This window comes from Mesorhizobium sp. WSM4813 (genome assembly GCF_055811555.1).
This window is the reverse complement of record NZ_JBVVQU010000037.1, coordinates 1-21833: the sequence shown is the minus strand read 5'-3', so window position 1 is coordinate 21833 and position 21833 is coordinate 1. Positions and strand designations below refer to the sequence as shown.

The window sequence follows — 21833 nt, the reverse complement described above, 5'->3', positions numbered from 1 at the left end:
GAGAAGCCGCTGCGGCAGTTTCCTTTACGAAAGCGCTTACCATGATCCCGCCATCTGCCGTGGTGCACAAAACTCGATCCCGATCCGGCACAGGCGGGCTGTGCCGAAGCGGATCAGGCGTATCCGACCTCAATGGACGGCCACAGCTCAGACGACGGTTAGAATGGGACGCACGCCGTTCGCGCTTGCGCTTCTATGCCAGCATCCGCGCGTTGGCGGTCTTGTCGACGCCGCGGTGGGGCGGGTTGAACAGGTTGCTTTCCTGTTCGTAGGTCCAGACCTTGAACAGGCTGAGCCGGTGCGGGCCGAAACTGTGCAGCAGTGGCACGTCGGTCGCGTCGCGACCGCGCGCGATGACGACGCGGCCGATCCTCGGCACGTTGTGGCGGGGGTCGAACGCGTACCATTTGCCGTCGAGGAACACTTCCAGCCACGCCGAAAAATCCATCGGCGCCGGGTCGACCGGGACGCCGATGTCGCCGAGATAACCGTTCACGTAGCGGGCGGGGATGTTCATGCAGCGGCAGAGCGTGATCGCCAGATGAGCGAAGTCGCGGCACACCCCGACGCGCTCTTCATGCGCCTGCGCCGCCGTGCGGGTTGGGCGCGCATAGCCGTAGCCGAACGACAGGCGGTTGTGGACATAGTCGACGATCGCCTGCACCCGCGCCCAGCCGGATGGAACAGGCCCGAAAACCTGCCAGGCCAGATCGCTGAGATGATCGGTCTCGCAATAGCGACTGCCGAGCAGATAGCAGAGCACGTCGTCGGGCAACTCCGCCACCGGCACTTGCCTGGCCAGCGGATTGACCTCGTCGGTCTCGCCGCTGTCCTCGACGACGGCGTCGTAAAGAATGCGAAAGCCGCCGCAAGGCGCCGTGAAGCGGCGGCAGGTGTTACCATAGAGATCGTGATAGAGCCGGGTTGGCACGGAAGGCGAGGTCAGCACGCGCGTCTGCCGTTTTATGTCGGCCTGGCGGTCCCTGTGGATCTCGAGCAGCGAAATCACCGGGGTGGCTTCAGCACAGTCGATGGCGATTTCGTAGCCGAGCCGAATCAGCATCGCGGTTCCCCCTTTTTGAGCATCGTGGAAGACAGTTCGGTCAACGCGAGCGGCTCGCCGTGGTTCCCTGGTATTATCTAAAAGGCGATCTCGCGCCTTCCCATGCAGCCGACACGACGTTAGGGTCGATCGACAGGCTTTTGGTCCCTCCGAAACAACCTCCCGGGATAGCAGATGTTCGCAGGCAAGAAATTCGCAGCCTTCCTGTTCGACATGGATGGCACAGTGGTCAATTCGATTGCCGCCGCAGAAAGGGTCTGGGCAGATTGGGCACGCCGGCAAGGTCTCGACGTTGCCGCATTCCTGCCGACGATCCACGGCGTGCGGGCGATCGAGACCATCGCTCGGCTGGCGCTTCCAGGCGTCGATCCGATGCGCGAGGCCGATGCGCTTCTGCAGGCCGAGGCGGCCGATATCGAGGGCATCCTTCCGATCGCCGGCGCCGCGGCGTTTCTGGCGTCGCTGCCGCCCGAGCGCTGGGCCATCGTCACTTCCGCGCCGCGCGAGCTGGCTCTCCTGCGCATCGCGGCCGCAGGCATCCCGCTTCCCACCGTCCTTGTTGCGGCGGAGGACGTTTCCCGCGGCAAGCCGGCGCCCGATTGCTTCCGGCTCGCGGCCGAGCTGTTGGGCGTGGATGCGCGCGACTGTCTCGTTTTCGAAGATGCGCCCGCCGGCATATCGGCGGCCGAGGCCGCAGGAGCTGCGGTCGTGGTGATCAGCGCCACGCACCAGCATCCGTTGCAAACGCCGCATGCTGCGATCGCCGGTTATGACGCGATCGGCATTGCTGTTGACGACCGCGGCTGGATCGCCATTGAGCCGGAGCGCACCGCCGAGGTCTGCTGACCCTCCGGTACCCGGTCGTGCCTAAAAATCGCTGGTCAGGCCTTTCACCTCCCAGTCGCCATAGCGGCCGGGTTCCTTGCCGCCACGCCCGCCGATCTCCCGGGGCATCGCGGCTTCCTGCTGGCGATAGTGTTCGCGCCGTGCTTCCGCCTCCGCCAAAGCGCGGCGGGCTGCCGGCGTCAGCGTCTTTTGCGGCGCGTCGTGACCCGGGCCGGCGTTTGTATTGCTGGTTTCAGCTGTTTTATTGGTTTCGTCGATCATCCGATATTCCCGGCGGATTGAAACTGGCCCCATTTGAAACCGGCCCCAATTGAAACAGGGCCGCATGGTTCCCATCATATAGCGATGAGCCGATAGCGATCGACCCCTTTTACGCAGGGCCGGCAGAAACGGGAGCAGACGATGAACACACTTCGCACCGCCATGCTTTTGGCCGCGATGACCGCGCTGTTCATGGGCGTCGGCTATCTGATCGGCGGATCGGGCGGCATGGTGATCGCCTTTCTGATTGCCGCCGCTATGAACCTGTTCAGCTATTGGAATGCCGACAAGATGGTGCTGTCGATGAACCGCGCCGTCGAGGTCGACGAAAGGAACGCGCCGGAATATTACGCCATCGTGCAGAGCCTCGCCAGACAGGCCGGCCTGCCGATGCCGAAAACCTATCTGATCGACAACCCGCAGCCCAACGCTTTCGCCACCGGTCGCAACCCGCAGAACGCCGCGGTCGCCGCCACCACCGGACTGTTGCAGCAACTGTCGCATGAGGAGGTCGCGGCTGTCATGGCGCACGAGCTCGCCCATGTGCAGCACCGCGACACACTGACCATGACGATCGTCGCCACGCTTGCCGGCGCGATCTCGATGCTCGGCAATTTTGCGTTCTTTTTCGGCGGCAACCGCGACAACAACAATTCCTTCGGCATTATTGGCGTGCTGGTGGCGATGATCGTGGCGCCGTTTGCCGCGATGATCGTGCAGATGGCGATCAGCCGCACCCGCGAATACGAGGCCGACCGGCGCGGCGCCGAGATCTGTGGACAGCCGCTTTGGCTTGCCTCGGCCCTTGACAAGATCGCCCGTGGCGCCGAACGCATCCGCAACCCGGATGCAGAGCGCAATCCGGCGACCGCCCACCTCTTCATCATCAATCCTCTTTCCGGCGAGCGCATGGACAGCCTGTTTTCCACCCACCCGAACACCGACAATCGCATCGCGGCCCTGCAGGCGATGGCGCGGGACATGACATCCGCCCCCGCTCAGCGGCAGGCCCCGATGTCGCGGCAGGCGAACGTGCAGCGCCCGTCGGGCCCGTGGGAGAAGGCAGCTGAGCAGCCGACTGAACCGGTTAGGCCGAAATCCAATCCCTGGGGCCGCAATCCGACCGGACCCAAAGGCCCGTGGTCGTGAGCGACGCGAAACGCCGGCACCGAATTTCAGGCGATCATGAAAACAATGCAGCGAGCCCCGGCGAGCCCGTCGCCGGCCTCGCCGCGCGCAAGGCCGCGGCACGGCTGCTTGCCGCCGTCATCGATGCGAGGACGCCGCTCGACGGGCTGACCGACCACGAGAACGGCCATCCGCAATACAAGGCGCTCGACCTACGCGACCGGGCGCTGGTGCGCGCCATACTGGTCACTGCGCTGCGCTTCCGCATGACCATATCAGGGCTGCTGGCCCGTCGCCTGGAAAAGCCGCTGCCGCCCAATGCCACTGCGCTTTCGCATATTCTGCATGTGGCGGCGGCACAGATCCTGTTCCTCGACATTCCCGACAGCGCCGCCGTCGACCTTGCCGTGACCCACGCCAAGTCCGATCCGCGCACAGTGCGCTTCTCCGGTCTCGTCAACGGCGTGCTGCGCACGCTGGCGCGGTCCAAGCAGGCCGAGTTGGCTGCGGCGCTTGCTGCCACCGACGAAGCGCCGAAATGGTTTTCCGACCGGCTGAAAGCTGCCTATGGCGCCGATAAGGCCAGGCAAATCCTCGCCGCCCACAGGTATGAGGCGCCGGTCGACTTCACCGTCAAGTCCGATCCCGCGCTGTGGGCCGAGCGGCTCGGCGGCATCGTGCTGCCGACCGGCACGGTGCGGGTGGAAAAGCTCAGCGCCTCCGTCACCGAGCTGCCCGGCTTCGAAGACGGCGCCTGGTGGGTTCAGGATGCCGCCGCCAGCCTTCCGGCCCGGCTCTTCGGCGACATCAGGGGTTTGCGCGTCGCCGATCTCTGTGCCGCCCCTGGCGGCAAGACCGCTCAGCTCATTCTCGGCGGCGCCAATGTAACCGCCGTCGATACATCGAAGAATCGGTTGGCGCGGCTGTCGCAGAATCTCGAACGGCTTGGTCTGTCCGCGGAGATCGTCCAGGCCGATCTGCTCAAATACGAGCCGGCAGAACTGTTCGACGCCGTCCTCCTCGATGCGCCCTGCTCTTCGACCGGCACGGTTCGACGGCATCCCGACGTGCCCTGGACGAAGACAGCTGCCGACGTCGAAAAACTCGCCGATCTGCAACGGAGGCTGCTCGCCCGCGCCGTCACCCTGGTCAGGCCCGGCGGCCGCATCGTCTTTTCCAACTGTTCGCTCGACCCGCTCGAAGGCGAGGCGCTTCACCGCGCCTTCCTCGCCGGAACAGCTGATATCGTCGACGATCCGCTCCGCCCGGGCGAGATCGCCGGCATCGATCCCTTCCTGACCCCGCAAGGCACGTTGCGCACCACGCCCGCCGATCTCGAGCTCGGCTCACCGGAACGGTCCGGCCTGGACGGCTTCTTCGCCGCCCGCATGCGCAGAGCCGGCTAACGCTGAGAATTTAAAGACCATTTTAGGAAGAATCCTGCGGAAAAACAGGCTGAACGCCAAGGCCTCCATGGAATTCGCCTTCGCATAAGTTCTTGAACCATATAACTTGTCTTCGGGTTGAGGGGTATCAGGAGGGCTTTTGGCGATCGCTGCCGGCAGCACGACGCGTCTATGGACGCTTGTCGCGAAGGAGTTCTGGCGCAAGACGCGCCGGCGCCTGCGTGCCGGGCCTATCTATCGCTGGCGCTACTCCGGCCGCACACCGGAACGCGTGTTGATCGCTCCGCCGGACCTGCGCCTGGCCGACCCGCAGATTGCGCTCGAGATCTATTATGGTCGCTATCCGCTGTCGGGACATCTGGTCGAGACCGGCGGCAAGTCGCCCTTCCAGATCGCCGTGGCCAATCCAGGCTGGCAAAAGGCCCTGCACGGCTTTCGCTGGCTGCGCCATATGCGCGCCGCCGGCACCGAGCTTGCCGCCGCCAATGCCCGCGCGCTGGTCTCCGACTGGATCGTCATGCACGGCAGCAACATTTCCGGTGTCGCCTGGGAGCCCGGCACGACGGCCAAGCGCGTCATTGCCTGGCTGCAGCATTCCTCGGTGGTGCTGCAGGGTGCTGAATTTCCCTTCTACCGGGCCTTCCTGAAATCGCTGGCCATGCAGATCCGCTATCTCCGGGCGATGGCACGCGAGATGCCGGACGGCAAGGACAGGCTGCGCGCCCGCATCGCGCTTGCCTTTGCGGCTCTGTCACTGCCGGCGCCGGCATCGGCGCTGCGCGGTGCGACTCGCAACCTCGCCGAGGAGCTCGACCGCCAGATTCTGCCGGATGGCGGCCATATTTCCCGCAATCCGATGGCCGTGCTTGAAATCCTCGCCGACCTTCTGCCGCTGCGCCAGACTTATGCGAATCAAGCCGAAACGCCGCCGGCGGCGCTGATGGGCGCCATCGACCGTATGCTGCCGGCGCTGCGCTTCTTTCGCCACCAGAACGGCAGCCTCGCCCGCTTCAACGGCATGGGAGCGACTATCCACGACCGCATCGCCACCATTCTGCGCCACGACGACACCGCCGGCGCGCCGTTGCTGCACGCACCGCATTCGGGCTACGAGCGCCTCTCCATGGGCGGCGTCACCGTGATCGCCGATACCGGTCCGCCGCCGCCCATCGATGTTTCCAACGCGGCGCACGCCGGATGCCTGGCCTTCGAGCTGTCTTCCGGCCGCCAGCACTATGTCGTCAACGCCGGCGTGGACACCTATGGCGCCGCCGAATTCCGGCCGCTTGCCCGCGCCACGGCGGCCCATTCGACCGCCACCATCAACGACACCTCGTCGGCGCGTTTCAGCCACTCGCTGCGCGTCAACGATTTGCTCGGCACGCCGTTGATCGGCGGCCCGCAGCATGTGCCTTGCAAGCGCACCGACCAGCAAGGCAGCCAGGGTTTTCTGGCTCGCCACGACGGCTATGTCGCGCGCTTCGGCTTCCTGCATGAGCGCGAACTGAAATTGTCGACGAACGGCAATGTGCTCGCCGGCAGGGATCGCATTCTGCGGCCGGGCGGCGCGGCCATCCGCAACAACGGCCGAGATTTCGTCACGGTACGCTTCCACATCCATCCCGACATAGGCCTGCTCCAGGACGAGCACGGTCGCCTGGTGCTGACCGCCGATCAGGCCGACACATGGGTGTTCACCTGCACCGAGGTGACGCCCGAGGTCGAGGAATCGATTTATTTCGCCGGTCTTGGCGGCCCGCGCCGCAGCCGGCAGATCGTGCTGGCCTTCAAGGCATCGGAGGTTTCCGAAGTCCATTGGCAACTGACGCGAACGGCGATCGCCGTCCTCCGGCAAAAAGCTGAGACTGCGGCTAGCCTCGCAGTTTGATTTCCAGGCCTCATGTGCTACGGCGCGCGGACACTTTCCCAACCAGCCGTGAAAGGCCGCCAGCCCATGGCCGTCGCCGCCAAGAACATTCCCGCGCCCGACCTCGTTCCCGTTCGCCGCGCACTGCTTTCCGTTTTCGACAAGACCGGACTCATCGATTTCGCCAAGGCGCTGGCCGCGGCCGGCGTCGAGCTGGTCTCCACCGGCGGCACGGCAAAGGCGATCGCCGAGGCAGGCATGGCCGTGCGCGACGTCTCCGACCTTACCGGCTTTCCCGAGATCATGGACGGCCGCGTCAAGACGCTGCATCCGTCCGTGCACGGGGCGCTGCTCGGCCTGCGCGATGATCCCGAACACGCCGCGGCGATGCGCGATCATGGCATCGAGCCGATCGATCTCGTCGTCTCCAATCTCTACCCTTTCGAGGATGTCCGCCGCTCCGGCGCCGCTTACGCCTCGATCGTTGAGAACATCGACATAGGCGGCCCGGCGATGATCCGCGCCTCGGCCAAGAACTACGCATATGTCGCCATCGTCACCGATCCCGAGGACTATGCCTCGGTGATCAACGCATTGGAGATGAATTTCGGCTCGCTCTCGCTGGATTTCCGCAAGAAGCTGGCGGCCAAGGCGTTCGCCCGCACCGCCAGCTATGATGCGGCTATCTCCGGCTGGTTCGCCGAAGCGCTCGAGATCGAGCATCCCACCTGGCGCGCCTTCGGCGGCAGGCTGGACCAGGTGATGCGCTACGGCGAGAATCCGCACCAGAGCGCCGGCTTCTACGTCGACGGCGACAAGCGGCCAGGCGTCGCGACGGCGCGCCAGCTTCAGGGCAAGCAGCTTTCCTACAACAACATCAACGATACCGACGCCGCCTTCGAACTGGTCGGCGAGTTCGATCCGGCCCGCTCCGCCACCGTCGCCATCATCAAGCATGCCAACCCGTGCGGCGTCGCCGAGGGCGCTTCGCTGAAGGCGGCCTACGCCAAGGCGCTTGCCTGCGATCCGGTCTCGGCCTTTGGCGGCATTGTCGCGATGAACCGTACCCTCGATGCCGAGGCCGCCGAAGAGATCGTCAAAACCTTCACCGAGGTCATCATCGCGCCGGGCGCCTCGGAAGAAGCAATCCGCATCGTCGCCGCCAAGAAGAATCTGCGCTTGCTTGTCACCGGCGGCCTGCCCGATCCGCGCTCGGCCGGCTCCATCGTGAAATCCGTTTCCGGCGGGTTGCTCGTCCAGGGCCGCGACAATGCGGTGATCGATGACCTCGACCTGAAAGTGGTGACCAGGCGCGCGCCAACGCCGGCCGAGATGGCCGATCTCAAATTCGCTTTCCGCGTCGCAAAGCACGTCAAGTCGAACGCCATCGTCTATGTCAAAGACGGTGCCACCGTCGGCATCGGCGCCGGCCAGATGAGCCGGGTCGATTCCTCGCGCATCGCCGCGCGCAAGGCGCTTGACGCCGCCGAAGCTGCCGGCCAGGCCGAACCGCTGACCAAAAATTCTGTCGTCGCCTCGGATGCCTTTTTCCCATTCGCCGACGGGCTGCTGTCTGCGATCGAGGCCGGCGCCACCGCCGTCATCCAGCCGGGCGGTTCGATGCGCGACGACGATGTCATCGCCGCTGCCGACGAGCACGGCATCGCCATGGTCTTTACCGGCGTCAGGCATTTCCGGCATTGATTGCTATGCCGGTGTAGAGGCGTTCTGAGAATTCGCTCCGCTGAGTCGGATGGCGTGGTTTTCGAGAACCGGAGCGGAGCGGACATTGAGTCCGTGAGCACCGGAAGCGCAGAAAATCGCGTCAGGCGGCCGGCGGAGTAGAATTATCGAACGTCTCTCACTCCGCCAGCCGGTTGTCCGCTGGATACGGCGTGCGGACCAGGATCGCCAGGCCGACGCCGAGGAACAGCACGATTGCCGCCATGCCTAGCCGCGACGAGCCGCTGGCCAAGGTGATCGTGGCCACCATGAATGGCGCGGCAAAACTGGTCGCCCTCCCGGCCAATGCATAGATGCCGAAATAGCGGCCTGATTCGGCAGCGGTGACGCTGCGCGCCATGTAGGAGCGCGACGATGCCTGCACCGGCCCGAAGGCAAGCCCGATCAGCAGACCGAAAAAGATGTAGGCTTTTTCCGCCGGTGTACCGAACAAGCCGCCGCTATCGGCTCCGGGCATCATCCAGGCACCGAACAGCGTGTAGCCCGGCCCGGTCGAGACGATGCCGATCGTGGCGATGCTAAGCAGGACAAGCGAAATCATCACTATGGTCTTGGAGCCAAGCGCCACGTCGAGGCGTGCGGCAACCAGGCAGCCGACGATGGCGACGACGTTGAGGATGATGCCGAACAGGCCGATCTCGGTGATCGACCAGTGGAACATCGCCGCCGCAAAGGCACCGCCCAGCGCAAGCAACGCATTGACGCCATCCTGGTAGATCATGCGGGCGACGAGAAAGCGGAAGATGCCGCTGCGCTTGCGTATTTCGCCCAGCGTCGATTTCAGTTCCGACAGCCCCTCGCGCACCGCCGGTCGAAGGGGAATGCCCTTCGCGGCATCCGGTGTGAAAAAGAACATTGGCAGGATGAACAGGAAATACCAGGCCGCTGACAGGGGTCCGGTCGCCCGTGCGTCCTCGCCGAGTTTCGGATCGAGCCCGAGGACCGGGTCGAGGCCGACGATGGTCTTGCCGGTTTCCGGTGAACTGGCCATGAAGGCGACGACGAAGATTAGAGCAATCATGCCGCCGAGATAGCCCAGACCCCAGGCCATATTCGAGATTCGGCCGATTTCGCTCTTCGGCACCAGACGCGGCATCATCGAATCGTTGAAGACGGTCGAGAATTCCGCCGCGACCGAGGCCAGCGAGAAGAACAGCACGACCAGGAAAAGGTTCGAACCGGGAGCAGCGAACCACAGTAGGGAAAGACTGGTGATCTTGATCGCGGCGAAGAGTGCGATCCACGGTTTTCGCGGGCCGGTCTGGTCGGCGATCGAGCCGAGGATCGGTGACAGCACGGCGATCGCCAGACCCGCCGCGGCGATGCCGTAACCCCATGCCGCCTGGCCCGTTTCCGGATCACTCGCCATGCGCGAGACGAAGTAGGGCCCGAAGATGAAAGTGGTGATGACCGTGAAGAACGGCTGTGCCGCCCAGTCGAACAGCATCCACCCCCAGATGCCGCGTTGTGATGTCCGCTGCACTGCTATTTCGGCCATATCCCCTCCCACGAACGGCGCCCAGAACCAGGGTGCCGTTCGCTCTATAGCGCAGTTCTTGCCGGCAATCGCGCGCGATTTGGAAGACTTATCACAGCGCCGTCAGGTCGCTGATCAGCCCCGACGCCACCGACAGCCGCGACACGGTGATTTCGCCGCCCTCGGTCAGCGCCTGCAGCCGCTCGCGGATGCGCCCGACCCTCTCGCCGCCAGCCTCCAGCCATGCCGCCACCGGCTCCGTCGCCTCGGAATGGCTAGTGAGCGCCGCCACCGCGATGCCGCGCCTGGCCGCGCCGATCATGTCGGTGGCGCGGGAAAGCGCCAATTGATCATAGTAGTCGGACGGCGCGATCGAGCGCGCCGCATCCTCGACGCGCGGAATGCGGAACGCATCGCTGACCGCGAAAAACGCCTGCGCAGCGACGACAATGTCGGCGTTCGCCGTTCGGGCCGTCAGCGCGATGTCAGGGACGACGCCCGCCACATCGGTCAGCGCCAGCTGTTCGGCCAGCCTTTCGGGCGCACCGCCCTTGGCCAGACCATGCCGCCGCTCCTCGATCCGCTCGCGCGAGAAGGCCGGCAGCAGCGAAACCAGCTTTGGCTCCAGTGCCTTGCGCGCGTCCTGCAACCCGGCGATCCGTTGGCCGAGCGGTGCGGTGCTGGTATCGTTCTTGAGATACCAGCCGCTGGTCACATAGATAAGCCGGCTAACAGACTGATAGAGGTCGAGCTGCACCTGTCCGTCGATCTGGTTGTCGAGAGCGTCGATCTGGCGATAGAGCGCCGGCATCCCGAAGCCGTCGCGCACCACGGCGAAGGTCCGGACCACGTCGGCCGCACTGCGGCCGGTCGCTTCCTGCAGCCTGTTGACGAAGGATGGGCCGCCGCGATTGACCAGATCGTTGGCGACGACACGGGCGATGATTTCTCGGCGCAGGCGATGGCCATGGATCTCGGCCGCGTATTTCATCGCCATCCGGTCCGGAAAATAGCCCATCAGGTCACGGTCGAAATGCGGATCGTCCGGCACGTCGCTGGCGACGATATCGGAAAACAGCACGATCTTGGCATAGGCCAACAGCACGCCGAGCTCGGCCCTGGTCAACGGCTCTCCGCGCGCCTCGCGCTCGGCAAGGGCTGTCGGCGACGGCAGAGCTTCGACATTGCGGTCGAGCAGGCCGCGCGCCTCGAGCGCTGCCATGAAACGGCTCTGATGGGCGATGTCGGCAAGGCCGCGCTTGCGGGCAAGCGACAGCGCCAGCGTCTGCTCGTAATTGTTGGACAGCACCAGCGCGCTCACCTCGTCGGTCATCTCGGCAAGAAGCTTGTTGCGTGCTGGGCGGGTCAGCGCCCCCTTGCGCATGGCGGAAGCCAGCGCGATCTTGATGTTGACCTCGACGTCCGAGCAATTGACGCCGCCCGAATTGTCGATGGCGTCGGAATTGCAGCGCCCGCCATTCAGCCCGAACTCGATGCGGGCCCGCTGCGTCGCGCCGAGATTGGCGCCCTCGCCGATGACCTTGGCGCGCACTTCGAGCGCGGTCACCCGAATAGCATCATTGGCGCGATCGCCGACATCCTGGTTGGTTTCCGTCGATGCCCTCAGATATGTGCCGATGCCGCCGAACCATAAAAGGTCGACCGGCGCCTTGAGAATGGCGCTCATGATCTCGACCGGCGAGGCGGTCGTCTTGCCGAGGCCGATCGCGGCGGCCGCGGCCGGCGGCAGCGTGATCGATTTCTGGCTGCGCGAGACGATGATGCCGCCTTCGGACAGTTTCGTCTTGTCATAGTCCTGCCAGCTCGAACGGGCGAGGGCGAACATGCGCCGGCGCTCGGCCATCGAAGCCACCATGTCGGGAGCGGGATCGATGAAGATGTCGCGATGGTCGAAGGCGGCGATCAGCCGGGTCTGCTCGGACAGGAGCATGCCGTTGCCGAACACGTCGCCCGACATGTCGCCAACGCCAACGACGCTGAAGGGCGAGGTCTGGATGTCGCGGTTCATCTCGCGGAAATGCCGCTTGACTGCTTCCCAGGCGCCCTTGGCGGTGATGCCCATCTTCTTGTGGTCGTAGCCGGCCGAGCCGCCACTGGCGAAGGCGTCGTCGAGCCAGAAGCCATGCTTCTCGCTGATGGCGTTGGCCGTGTCGGAAAAGGTCGCCGTGCCCTTGTCGGCGGCGACGACGAAATAGGGATCGTCCTGGTCACGCCTGATCACACCGGCTGGCGGAATGACGCCGTCCAGGCCAATATTGTCGGTGATCGACAGCAGGCTGGAGACGTAATTCTTGTAGGCGGACGCGCCGGCTTCGAAGATGGCGTCACGGCCGCTGCCCATCGGCAGCTTCTTCGGATAGAAGCCGCCCTTGGCGCCGACCGGCACGATCACCGCATTCTTGACCTGCTGCGCCTTGACCAAGCCGAGCACCTCGGTGCGGTAGTCCTGGGCGCGGTCCGACCAGCGCAGGCCGCCGCGGGCGACCGGGCCGAAGCGCAGATGCACGCCCTCGACCTCGGAACCGTAGACGAAGATCTCCCGCCACGGCCGCGGCGCCGGCAGGCCGTCGACCGCTTGCGAGTCGAGCTTGATCGCAAGCGACTGGCCCTTCTCCTTCGTATCGGTGACGAAATGATTGGTGCGCAGCGAGGCTTCGATCAGGTTGAGGTAACGACGGATGATGGTGTCGTCATCGATGTTGGGAACCTCTTCCAACGCATCCCTGATCTTGGCCTTGAGGTGCTTGGCCGCGACCACCCCTTCCGTCTCCGCCGTCGGCCCGAGGCGGGCGACGAACAGCTCATGCAGGCCACGCGCGATCTCCGGATAGCGGTTGAGTGCGGCGGCAATGAAATCCTGGCTCTGCGGGATCCCGGCCTGCTGCAGATAGCGCCCATAGGCGCGCAGGATGGTGACCTCGCTCGACCACAGGCCGGCGGTCTGGGCAAGGCCGTTATAGCCGTCATTGTCGATGTCGCCGCGCCAGACGGAAAGGAACGCGTCCTCGAACAGCGCGCCGCGGTCGCCAAGGTCGATCGGCTTGCCGTAGCTGTTTTCGAGTTCCATGTCGTGGATGAAGACCATGCCCGGCTGATCGCTATTGATCATGCCGGAAGCCTCATCCCCGACCTCGAAGGTGCGCTCGCTGATAACGCGGAAGCCGATGTTCTCCAGCACCGGCACCCGCCGCGACAGCGCCACCGGGCTGCCATGGTGATAGATCTTCAGCGCCGCCTGATGCGGTTCCTGGTTGGCATGACGATAGTAGTCGATGGCGATCGGATTGGCCGCACTGATCTTGGCGATGCGCCCGGCATCGGCCAACGCCTCCGCCGGCGAGAAGCTGTCGCGATAGCTTCCCGAGAAGCGCGAAGCGATCGCCGTGAGCGCCGCATCGGCGACGGTCTCGGCCGCGGTCTCGCGCAGAATGTCGTCCCAGGTCCGCACGATGGCGCGGATCGCGGCCTCGATCGTCGCCTGGTCGACCTTCGGCGTCCTGCCGCCGGAACGGCCGATGATGAAATGGACACGAGCCAGCCCGCCTTCCGGAAAGGCGGGGTAGTAGGCCGACAGCCGGCCTTGGAACACCGTCTTCAGATAGGTGCCGATCTTCTCGCGTACGACGCTGTCGTAGCGGTCGCGCGGCACGAAGACGAGGACCGAGACGAAGCGGTCGAACTGATCGGCGCGCACCAGCGCTCTGACGCGCGGCCGCTCGATCAGCCCCAGAATGGCTTCAGCGTGCTTGCGCAGGATCGGCACCGGAACCTGGAACAGCTCGTCGCGCGGATAGCTCTCCAGCACGTTGATCAGTGCCTTGCCGGAGTGATCTTCAGGGTTGAAACCGGATTTGGCGATGATGGTTTCAGCTTTCGACCTGAGATAAGGGATCTTCATCACCGAGCGCGTGTAGGCGGTCGAGGTGAACAGGCCGACGATGCGCAACTCGCCTGCAAGCACGCCCTTGGCGGTGTAGATCTTGACGCCGATGTAATCGAGATAGATGCGGCGATGTACGGTCGATTTGGCGTTGGCCTTGGTGACGATCAGCGGTTCCGGCCCGTGCAGGAAGGCGCGGATTTCCGGCGTCGTCGACACCGCTTCGGTGCCGCGCCGCAGCACCAGCACGTCGGGATCGGAGAGGATGCCGAGGCCGGGCTTTTCGGTGCGCTCCAGCATGCCGCTCTTCTCGCCGCCGGTATATTTGAACTCGCGCATGCCGAGGAAGGTGAAGTTGTCGTCGCGCAGCCATTCGAGGAAGGCGATCGCCTCAGCGACGTGGGCCTTGTCGAGCGGCACCGGAGCGTAGCGGAACTCGGAGATTGCCTGGTCGAGGCGGGCCAGCATCGGCTTCCAGTCGGTGACAGCGGCGCGCACCTGGCCTAATATTTTCTTCAACCGCTCGGCCAATGCGTCGGCCTGATCGGCCGAAAGACGGCCGATATGGACGTGGATGACGCTCAGCCGCTCATGACTGTGATCGCCCTTGGCAAAGCCGCCATCGCCGAGGATTTCGTCGACGCCGCTCTTGCCGTGCCTGACGACGATGACCGGATGGGTGACCAGCAGCGGTTCGCCGGCGCTCTCGGTGATCTCGCCGAGGACGGAATCGAACAGGAACGGCATGTTGTCGTTGACAACGGTGATCACGGTCATCGGCCTGCTCTGGCGGACGACACCGGAATCGACGTCTATGGCGACGACGCAATCGCCCTTCTTGTGCCTGGCGACGGCGCGTCCAGCGAGATCGGCGGCGCGTTCGAGAGCGGTGACCTCATAGGCGGCAACATCTTCGGCCGGCGCTCGGGCGAGCAGGTAATCGGCAAGCCTGGCGGGTTTCTCGCTGCCCTTGGCCGTGCTCATCTTTTTTAACAGGCTTGCGGATTTCAGGCCGGCCATGTCGCTAGTCCCTCCCGTCATATGTTTTATAACTATGGTAGCAGATGACCGATATTGGCGACAAAGATTTGACCGCTTGCGACGAAATGTCGGAATTCGGCGGCAAATCACCGACGAACAAGGAAAAACAGCCCATGGCCGGAAAAATCACTGCACTTGACCTCGCACCCGCAGAGCTGAGCGAAGCGACAAAAGCCTATTTCGCCAAATGCGAGGAGAAGCTCGGCCTCGTTCCCAATGTGCTTTTGGCCTACGCTTTCGACGAGACGAAGCTGCGCGCCTTCACCGATATGTACAATGATCTGATGTTGGGCCAATCCGGCCTGTCCAAGCTGGAGCGTGAGATGATCGCAGTCGCCGTCTCCTCAATCAACCATTGCTACTATTGCCTCGCCGCCCATGGCGCGGCGGTGCGCCAGCTTTCCGGCGATCCGGCTTTCGGCGAGATGATGGTGATGAATTTTCGCGCCGCCGAGCTTTCCGCTAGACAGAAAGCGATGCTTGAATTCGCGGTGAAGCTGACGGAGCAGCCGGGCAAGATCGTCGAGACCGACCGTGCCGCGCTGCGTGAGGCTGGCTTTTCCGATCGCGACATCTGGGACATCGCCTCGACCGCCGCCTTCTTCAACATGTCGAACCGGGTGGCGGCGGCGGTCGACATGCGGCCGAACGATGAATACCACGCGATGGCGCGGTGAGGCGCGAGTCACTAGAACCGTACATTAGCTTTTGCGCATTCTCGTTGCGTCTTTGCCGGTTTGGCCCGATGATCGCCCTGCGGCGTGACCGCATGTCGGTTCGACGCCGCTCATCAACGGAGGAGAACATGGCGAAATTTCTTTATGTCTATCACGGCTCGGGCAAGATGCCGACCGACGAGGCCGAACGGCAAGCAGCGATGGATGCCTGGAACGGCTGGTATGGCAAGCTTGGCTCGGCCGTGGTCGACGGTGGCAATCCGGTCGGCATGTCGAAGACCGTGCTGCCCGGCGGCAAGGTCGAGAACAATGGCGGCAGCAATCCGACCGCCGGTTACACTATCATCGAAGCGAGAGACATCGACGACGCCGTCGACAAGGCCAAGGATTGTCCTATCCTGAGGGACCCGGGTTTCAGCGTCGAGATCGCGCCGATCATCGAAATGATGTGACGCTCAGGACCGCGCCGCGATCGCCGCCGCGGCGCCGGCCATGGTGCCGGCGCTGACGCGGTTGGCGATCTTCATTGCCCGCTTGCTCTTCAGCAGTTTTCGCGCCTGCGCTGCCGCCAGCACCCAGGCCAGATCGATGGCGACCAGGACCACGGCCATCGTCAGTGTCAGCTCGACCCAGCCGACGACCGTCACCGAGGCGAGATCGATGATGGTCGGCAGCAGCGCCAGATAGAACATCATGATCTTGGGATTGCCGAGCGTCACCGCCATGCCGGCAAAGAACAGTTTGACGGCCGACTCATCGCGCGGCATCTCGCCCTCGCGCGCCTCGACCGGGGCCGTCCACATCTTCCAGGCGAGGTAGGCGAGATAGGCGACGCCGACCCATTTCAGCACGACGAAAGCGAGATGGAAGGTCTGCGCCACCACTGCCAGCCCGAACACCGCCAGCGACAGCCAGATGCCCTCGCCGATCCACATGGCGAGCAGGAATGGGAACACGTCGCGAAAGCCCTTTGCGATGACCCGCGCCACCAGAGCGGCAATCGAGGGGCCGGGCGAGCCAGCGGCGACGAAAAGCGCGGCGGCGAAGATCAGAAGCGAGGTGAAGTGCATGACCGGGATCTTTGCTTGAGACGTTGACCGCTCAATTGTAGCGCAAGTGTTCCACCGGCGGTAGCATCGATCAAGGAAGAGGCTTGCCGGCTCGACACCTCGCGACTAGAACTTCCGCCCCGACACAATTTCGAGCTTCACTTTGCCTACGTAACCGCCGGTCTCGTCAACTCCCCCGACACAATGCATGGCGCCGCTTTTTCGAGACGTCTGTTTCATTTCACGTGTTCCTCAGGGTGGCGGTTCGAGACCGGTTTGGCACTGCTGAACCGCTGTCGCGCGCAGTCATCCGCGACATCTGATTTCCGACCACCGCAGCCTCTCGCCACGCCGTGCCCGCATGGGTATCTCGACATCGCCGATCTGACGAACTTCCCGACGGGAAGGGCTTTTCGGCATGTCTTCGATGCTGCGTATCCGCTGGGTGATCGCGCCCAAAACCGCACCTCGACCTCTGATCAACTGCAACCGCTGCAGCGGCCTCAAGGCTTACCACAGCAGCGGGAAATTCCGCGTCAACGCCAACGGCAAACGCATCGATGCGTGGCTGATCTACCGATGCATCGATTGCGACAATTCCTGGAATTTCGGCATTCTGGAGCGGTGCAATCGCCGCGACATCGAGCCGGCGCTGCTGCAGGCACTCGAAAACAACGACCCGGCCCTGTCGCGTCGCCATGCTTTCGATGTTGTGGCGCTGCGAAGCAGGATCGGGCGCGTCGAGGAGTTTCCTGAAGCCGCCGTTCACAAGGAGGTGCTCGGCGACAGGCCGGAAAACATCACCGCTCTCGAACTCCAGCTCGGGTTCGAAACGCCGACAGCGCTGCGGCTCGACCGGTTGCTCGCCAGCGAACTCGGCATCTCGCGATCGCGGCTTCAGGCCTGGCAAGAGAAGCGATCGCTGGTCGTTGGTCCGGACGGGGCCAAAACCTTGCGCAAGCCGCCTCGAGCGGGGATGGTGATCCGCATCGATCTGTTTGGCGAACCCGATCGCGAAACCATTATCTCGGCTGCTGGCGGGTAAAGTAAAAGGGAGGGAACACGCGCGTGCTCCCTCCCTCATAGTCGTTGAGAAAAAGTGGCTTACGCCGCGCCGACCACTTTCGCCGACTTCTCAAAGCGCTTGCGCTCGTTCGGGTCGAGGTAGAGCTTGCGCAGGCGGATGGTCTTCGGCGTCACCTCGACCAGCTCGTCGTCCTGGATCCAGGCCAGCGCGCGTTCCAGCGTCATGCGGATCGGCGGCGTCAGCTTCACCGCCTCATCCTTGCCGGCGGCGCGGATGTTGGTCAGCTTCTTGCCCTTCAGCACGTTCACTTCGAGGTCGTTATCGCGTGAATGGATGCCGATAATCATGCCCTGGTAGACCTTGACGCCTGGATCGATGACCATCGGACCGCGATCTTCCAGATTCCACATGGCATAGGCCACCGATTCACCCTGTTCGTTGGAGATCAGCACGCCGTTGGTGCGGCCCGGCAGCTCGCCCTTGTAAGGCTCGTAGGCATGGAACAGCCGGTTCATGACAGCGGTGCCGCGCGTGTCGGTCAACAGTTCCGACTGGTAGCCGATCAGGCCGCGCGTCGGCGCGTGGAAGACGATGCGCTGGCGGTTGCCGCCTGAGGGGCGCAATTCGACCATCTCGGCCTTGCGCTCCGACATCTTCTGCACGACGACGCCGGCATGCTCCTCGTCGACGTCGATGACGACTTCCTCGACCGGCTCGAGCAACTCGCCATTCTCGCCCTTCTGCATGACGACGCGCGGCCGCGACACGGCGATTTCGAACCCTTCGCGGCGCATCGTCTCGATCAGCACGGCAAGCTGCAATTCGCCGCGGCCGGAGACGAAGAACGAATCCTTATCAGGCGATTCCTCGATCTTCAGCGCGACATTGCCTTCGGCCTCGCGCAGCAGGCGGTCGCGGATGACGCGGCTGGTCACCTTGTCACCCTCGGTGCCGGCCAGCGGGCTATCGTTGACGAGGAACGACATCGTCACGGTCGGCGGATCGATCGGCTGCGCATGCAGCGGTTCGGTCACCGACGGGTCGCAGAACGTGTCGGCGACGGTGCCCCTCGACAGGCCGGCAATGGCGACGATGTCGCCCGCCTGCGCCTCGTCGATCGGCTGGCGCTCGAGCCCGCGGAAAGCCAGGATCTTCGAGATACGGCCGGTTTCGACCTGCGTCCCGTCATGATGCAGCACCTTGACCGCCTGGTTGGATTTCAGCGTGCCGGATTCGATGCGGCCGGTGATGATGCGGCCGAGGAACGGATTGGCCTCCAGGATGGTGCCGATCATCCGGAACGGGCCGGGATGGACGGTCGGCGCCGGCACGTGCTTGATGACGAGGTCGAACAGCGGCGCCAGGCCCTGGTCCTTCGGGCCTTCGGGGTTTTCCGAGACCCAGCCGTCGCGGCCTGAACCGTAAAGGATCGGGAAGTCGAGCTGCTCGTCGGTCGCGTCAAGCGCTGCAAACAGGTCGAACACTTCGTTGACCACCTCGACATGGCGGGCGTCCGGCCGGTCGATCTTGTTAATGACGACGATCGGCTTCAATCCGACCTTGAGCGCCTTGCCGACGACGAATTTGGTCTGTGGCATCGGCCCTTCGGCGGCGTCGACCAGCACGATGGCCGAATCCACCATCGACAGGATGCGCTCGACTTCACCGCCGAAATCGGCGTGGCCGGGAGTGTCGACGATGTTGATGCGGGTGTCCTTCCAGTCGACCGAGGTCGCCTTGGCCAGGATGGTAATGCCGCGTTCCTTTTCCAAGTCGTTCGAATCCATGGCGCGTTCGGCGACGCGCTGGTTGTCGCGGAACGAGCCGGACTGTTTCAGGAGCTGGTCGACGAGGGTGGTTTTTCCATGGTCGACGTGCGCGATGATCGCGATATTACGAATTTTCATGTTGTGGTCTCGGGAGCGTTGCAGGCAGCAGGCCAAAAGGCGCTGCCTCTTTCGGTTGGGCGGCTCATACAGGGTTTTTCGCAATTGCGAAAGAGGAGGCGGGCCACCAAATACATGGTCACCAAATCTTAAGCGTCTTGGTGTGAAATGGAATTATTAACCAAAGCGGAACCTTTCGCGGTCGGGACAGTTCAGATTTCATGAGCAATACGGGCATCAAATACCGGCCAATCCTCGCATGGGGTGTTCTCGCCGTTCTCCTTGCGGCAGGCGCGGCGCAGTCGGCCGCGACGTTGAAGGACACACGGCCTGCCCCGCCGTCCGACACACGAACGGCGGAGCAGTTGTTTGCCGATGCGCCCGACGGCGTTGACCCGGTGGTCACCGGGCCGGTAAGTGCCGCCTTCAAGCAGAGGCAGAAGGCTGCCAACTGCGACAGCGCTGTTTGGCCCAATATTCCGACCGTTTGCTATCCAGATTGATGATCGCGGCCTACCCCCCTTGTGGAGAGGGTCGATCCGCGAAGCGGAGCGGGGTGGCACCTATGTCAGCGCTTCACCCCCACCCGTCTCGCCAGCTTCGCTTTGCGAAGCCGCCTCGCCGCCCCTCCCCACAAGGAGGAGGGAAAACAGGCGCCAGTCACGCCGAATGCACCGGATCGAGCGTCACCTTGTAGAGTTCATTGTCGTCGCGATCCATCAGCCGCACCGTCATCTGTTCAGTGGCACCGTCGATGTCGACGAGGCCGAAGAACTGCAGGCCGGCCGACGGCGGCAGGTTCTGCCCCTGCTCGGCGGTTGGCGCCTTGATGAATTTCAGCTCCGGGCCGAAGGTCACGTCGAAAGTATTGGGTCCATAAGTGCCGGCATGGAGCGGACCCGAAACGAATTCCCAGAACGGATTGAAGTCCTGGAACTGCGCCTTGTCAGGATTGTAGTAGTGCGCCGCCGTGTAGTGGACGTCGGCGGTCAGCCGGACGGTGTTGGTGATGCCAGCGTTCTTTATATAGCGAAGGAGGTCGGCAATTTCCAGCTCGCGGCCTTTGGCCGGACCATTGTCGCCATTGCTGATGGCCTCGGCGCCGGCCTTCTTGGTGGCGTCGTTCCAGACGACGAGACCGAGCGGCATGTCGGCGGCGATGATTTTCCAGGTCGCGTTGGAGTTTGCCAGTTCGCGCTTCAGCCATTTCATCTGCTGTTCGCCGAGGATGCGCGATTGCGGCGTCACCGTATCCTGCATGCCAGGGCCATTTGCGCCGCGATAGGAACGCATGTCGAGGAAGAACACGTCGAGCAACGGCCCATAGGCGATCTTGCGATAGACGCGGCCGGGTTCCGATGGCTCGTAGCGGATCGTCGTCATCTCGTGGAAGGCGCGTGCGGCGCGTGCCGCCAGCACATGGATGTTTTTTTCCGAGTAGCGGTCGTCGGCGCTCAGGTCTTTCGAATCCGACCAGTTGTTCACCACCTCGTGGTCGTCCCACTGGTAAAAGGTCGGGCAGATGGCGTTGAGCCCCAGCACATGTCCGTCCATCAAATTGTATTTCCACTGACCCCGGTACTCGTCCAGCGTCTCGGCAACCTTGCGCTTTTCGTCGATGAGGACGTTGTTCTTCCACTTGCCGCCACCGGGCAGGTCGACCTCGTCCTTCATCGCGCCGTCGGCATAGATGGTATCGCCGGAGTGCAGGAAGAAGTCGGGCGTATGCTTGCCGATCGTGGCATAGGTTTTCATGCCGGTGTCGTCGATGCCCCAGCCCTGGCCGGCGGTATCGCCCGACCAGGCGAAGCGAATGTCGCGCTTCGAGGCCGGCGCCGTGCGGAAGCGGCCGACGATCGGCTCGGAGACGGCATTGATGTCGGCGAGATCGGCCGCGATCATGCGGTAGAAGATATCCTGATCGGAGGCGAGGTCGGTGAGCAGCCGCTTTACCGTGTAATCGCTGGCCGGCGACGTATCGAGCGGCGCAAGACGGACGGCGTTGGCGAAATTTTCCGTCGACGACACTTCGAACATCACGCGCGAAGGGCGGTCGGTGCGAGTCCACACCACGCCGCTGGTCGCGTCGACATCGCCCGACTGGATGCCATGGGTGAAGGCGGGTCGCTGATTGGCGCGCGAATAATAGGGAAGCGCAAGGCCCGATACGCCGACGAGGCCGGCGGCGCTGACGGACGTGACGAAGGCGCGCCGGGTCATCGAAATCTTGTTCATGGCTGTCTCCTGGATGGCGTTGAACGGCGCCGCCAAGGTCCAGCCTCAATGTTTCAGGCACATCTCGAAACCATGAAGGTTTTCTGACAATCGACATGAGGGAAGGCTGGGTCGCGCAGTCGGCGAAGCTGCCGATCTCCCCCCTCGAGGGCAGGGGAATCGCGTTTGAGTAGATGGGAAATTGCTTGCCAATTGGCGGGTTGTGGATTCTTGGGAGGACTCCGTT

At 63.7% G+C, this 21833-nt stretch carries 16 protein-coding genes; 9 read left to right on the top strand and 7 right to left on the bottom strand.

Annotated features, from left to right (window positions below; all coding sequences use genetic code 11):
• Positions 1–193: 193 nt before the first annotated feature.
• The gene (locus AC0L25_RS21000; RefSeq protein WP_473597276.1) at positions 194–1063 is read right to left on the bottom strand and encodes a transglutaminase-like domain-containing protein; all 870 of its coding nucleotides are present in this window, start codon (positions 1061–1063) and stop codon (positions 194–196) included.
• 174 nt (positions 1064–1237) lie between these two features.
• Here AC0L25_RS21000 and AC0L25_RS20995 point away from each other — a divergent pair, with 174 nt between their 5' ends.
• Entirely contained in the window at positions 1238–1909 is a 672-nt protein-coding gene (locus AC0L25_RS20995; RefSeq protein ID WP_473597275.1) for an HAD-IA family hydrolase, read from the top strand.
• A 21-nt stretch (positions 1910–1930) separates the two neighbouring features.
• Here the strand turns inward: AC0L25_RS20995 and AC0L25_RS20990 are convergent, their stop codons facing one another.
• The gene (locus AC0L25_RS20990) at positions 1931–2170 is read right to left on the bottom strand and encodes a DUF1674 domain-containing protein (RefSeq protein ID WP_473597274.1); all 240 of its coding nucleotides are present in this window, start codon (positions 2168–2170) and stop codon (positions 1931–1933) included.
• A 141-nt stretch (positions 2171–2311) separates the two neighbouring features.
• Here AC0L25_RS20990 and htpX point away from each other — a divergent pair, with 141 nt between their 5' ends.
• The 4 genes from htpX (at position 2312) to purH (ending at position 8275) form a co-directional block, all read left to right on the top strand.
• On the top strand, positions 2312–3319 hold the full coding sequence (gene htpX, locus AC0L25_RS20985) for a zinc metalloprotease HtpX (RefSeq protein WP_473597273.1): 1008 nt from the start codon (positions 2312–2314) through the stop codon (positions 3317–3319).
• The gene (locus AC0L25_RS20980) at positions 3310–4704 is read left to right on the top strand and encodes an RsmB/NOP family class I SAM-dependent RNA methyltransferase (protein ID WP_473597272.1); all 1395 of its coding nucleotides are present in this window, start codon (positions 3310–3312) and stop codon (positions 4702–4704) included. The genes htpX and AC0L25_RS20980 overlap by 10 nt, the downstream gene beginning before the upstream one ends.
• A 139-nt stretch (positions 4705–4843) precedes the next feature.
• Positions 4844–6592 (top strand): heparinase II/III family protein, encoded by a 1749-nt coding sequence (locus tag AC0L25_RS20975; protein ID WP_473597271.1) that lies wholly within the window; start codon positions 4844–4846, stop codon positions 6590–6592.
• Between the two features lie 66 nt (positions 6593–6658).
• Complete coding sequence (gene purH / locus AC0L25_RS20970) at positions 6659–8275, top strand: bifunctional phosphoribosylaminoimidazolecarboxamide formyltransferase/IMP cyclohydrolase (protein WP_473597270.1); 1617 nt, start codon at positions 6659–6661, stop codon at positions 8273–8275.
• Positions 8276–8432: 157 nt separating this feature from the next.
• On the opposite strand, the gene AC0L25_RS20965 is transcribed toward purH, so the two are convergent.
• Both AC0L25_RS20965 and AC0L25_RS20960 read right to left on the bottom strand, forming a co-directional pair.
• A complete protein-coding gene (locus AC0L25_RS20965) occupies positions 8433–9812 on the bottom strand; it encodes an MFS transporter (protein ID WP_473597269.1) in 1380 nt (459 codons plus the stop codon).
• Positions 9813–9903: 91 nt separating this feature from the next.
• Positions 9904–14712, bottom strand: coding sequence for an NAD-glutamate dehydrogenase (locus AC0L25_RS20960; RefSeq protein WP_473597268.1), 4809 nt, complete (start codon positions 14710–14712; stop codon positions 9904–9906).
• A 134-nt stretch (positions 14713–14846) separates the two neighbouring features.
• On the opposite strand from AC0L25_RS20960, the gene AC0L25_RS20955 reads away from it, so the two are divergent.
• Positions 14847–15410, top strand: a complete 564-nt coding sequence (locus AC0L25_RS20955) for a peroxidase-related enzyme (protein WP_473597267.1) — start codon at positions 14847–14849, stop codon at positions 15408–15410.
• A gap of 128 nt (positions 15411–15538) precedes the next feature.
• Positions 15539–15862, top strand: coding sequence for a YciI family protein (locus AC0L25_RS20950; RefSeq protein WP_473597266.1), 324 nt, complete (start codon positions 15539–15541; stop codon positions 15860–15862).
• A gap of 3 nt (positions 15863–15865) precedes the next feature.
• Here AC0L25_RS20950 and AC0L25_RS20945 read toward each other — a convergent pair whose 3' ends face one another.
• A complete protein-coding gene (locus AC0L25_RS20945; RefSeq protein WP_473597265.1) occupies positions 15866–16480 on the bottom strand; it encodes a LysE family translocator in 615 nt (204 codons plus the stop codon).
• 397 nt (positions 16481–16877) lie between these two features.
• Here AC0L25_RS20945 and AC0L25_RS20940 point away from each other — a divergent pair, with 397 nt between their 5' ends.
• The gene (locus tag AC0L25_RS20940) at positions 16878–17504 is read left to right on the top strand and encodes a DUF1062 domain-containing protein (RefSeq protein WP_473597264.1); all 627 of its coding nucleotides are present in this window, start codon (positions 16878–16880) and stop codon (positions 17502–17504) included.
• A gap of 59 nt (positions 17505–17563) precedes the next feature.
• Here the strand turns inward: AC0L25_RS20940 and typA are convergent, their stop codons facing one another.
• Positions 17564–19393, bottom strand: a complete 1830-nt coding sequence (gene typA, locus AC0L25_RS20935) for a translational GTPase TypA (protein WP_473597263.1) — start codon at positions 19391–19393, stop codon at positions 17564–17566.
• A 200-nt stretch (positions 19394–19593) separates the two neighbouring features.
• Here typA and AC0L25_RS20930 point away from each other — a divergent pair, with 200 nt between their 5' ends.
• Positions 19594–19875, top strand: a complete 282-nt coding sequence (locus AC0L25_RS20930; protein WP_473597262.1) for a hypothetical protein — start codon at positions 19594–19596, stop codon at positions 19873–19875.
• Positions 19876–20032: 157 nt separating this feature from the next.
• Here the strand turns inward: AC0L25_RS20930 and AC0L25_RS20925 are convergent, their stop codons facing one another.
• On the bottom strand, positions 20033–21607 hold the full coding sequence (locus tag AC0L25_RS20925; protein ID WP_473597261.1) for an alkaline phosphatase D family protein: 1575 nt from the start codon (positions 21605–21607) through the stop codon (positions 20033–20035).
• Between the last annotated feature and the right edge of the window lie 226 nt (positions 21608–21833).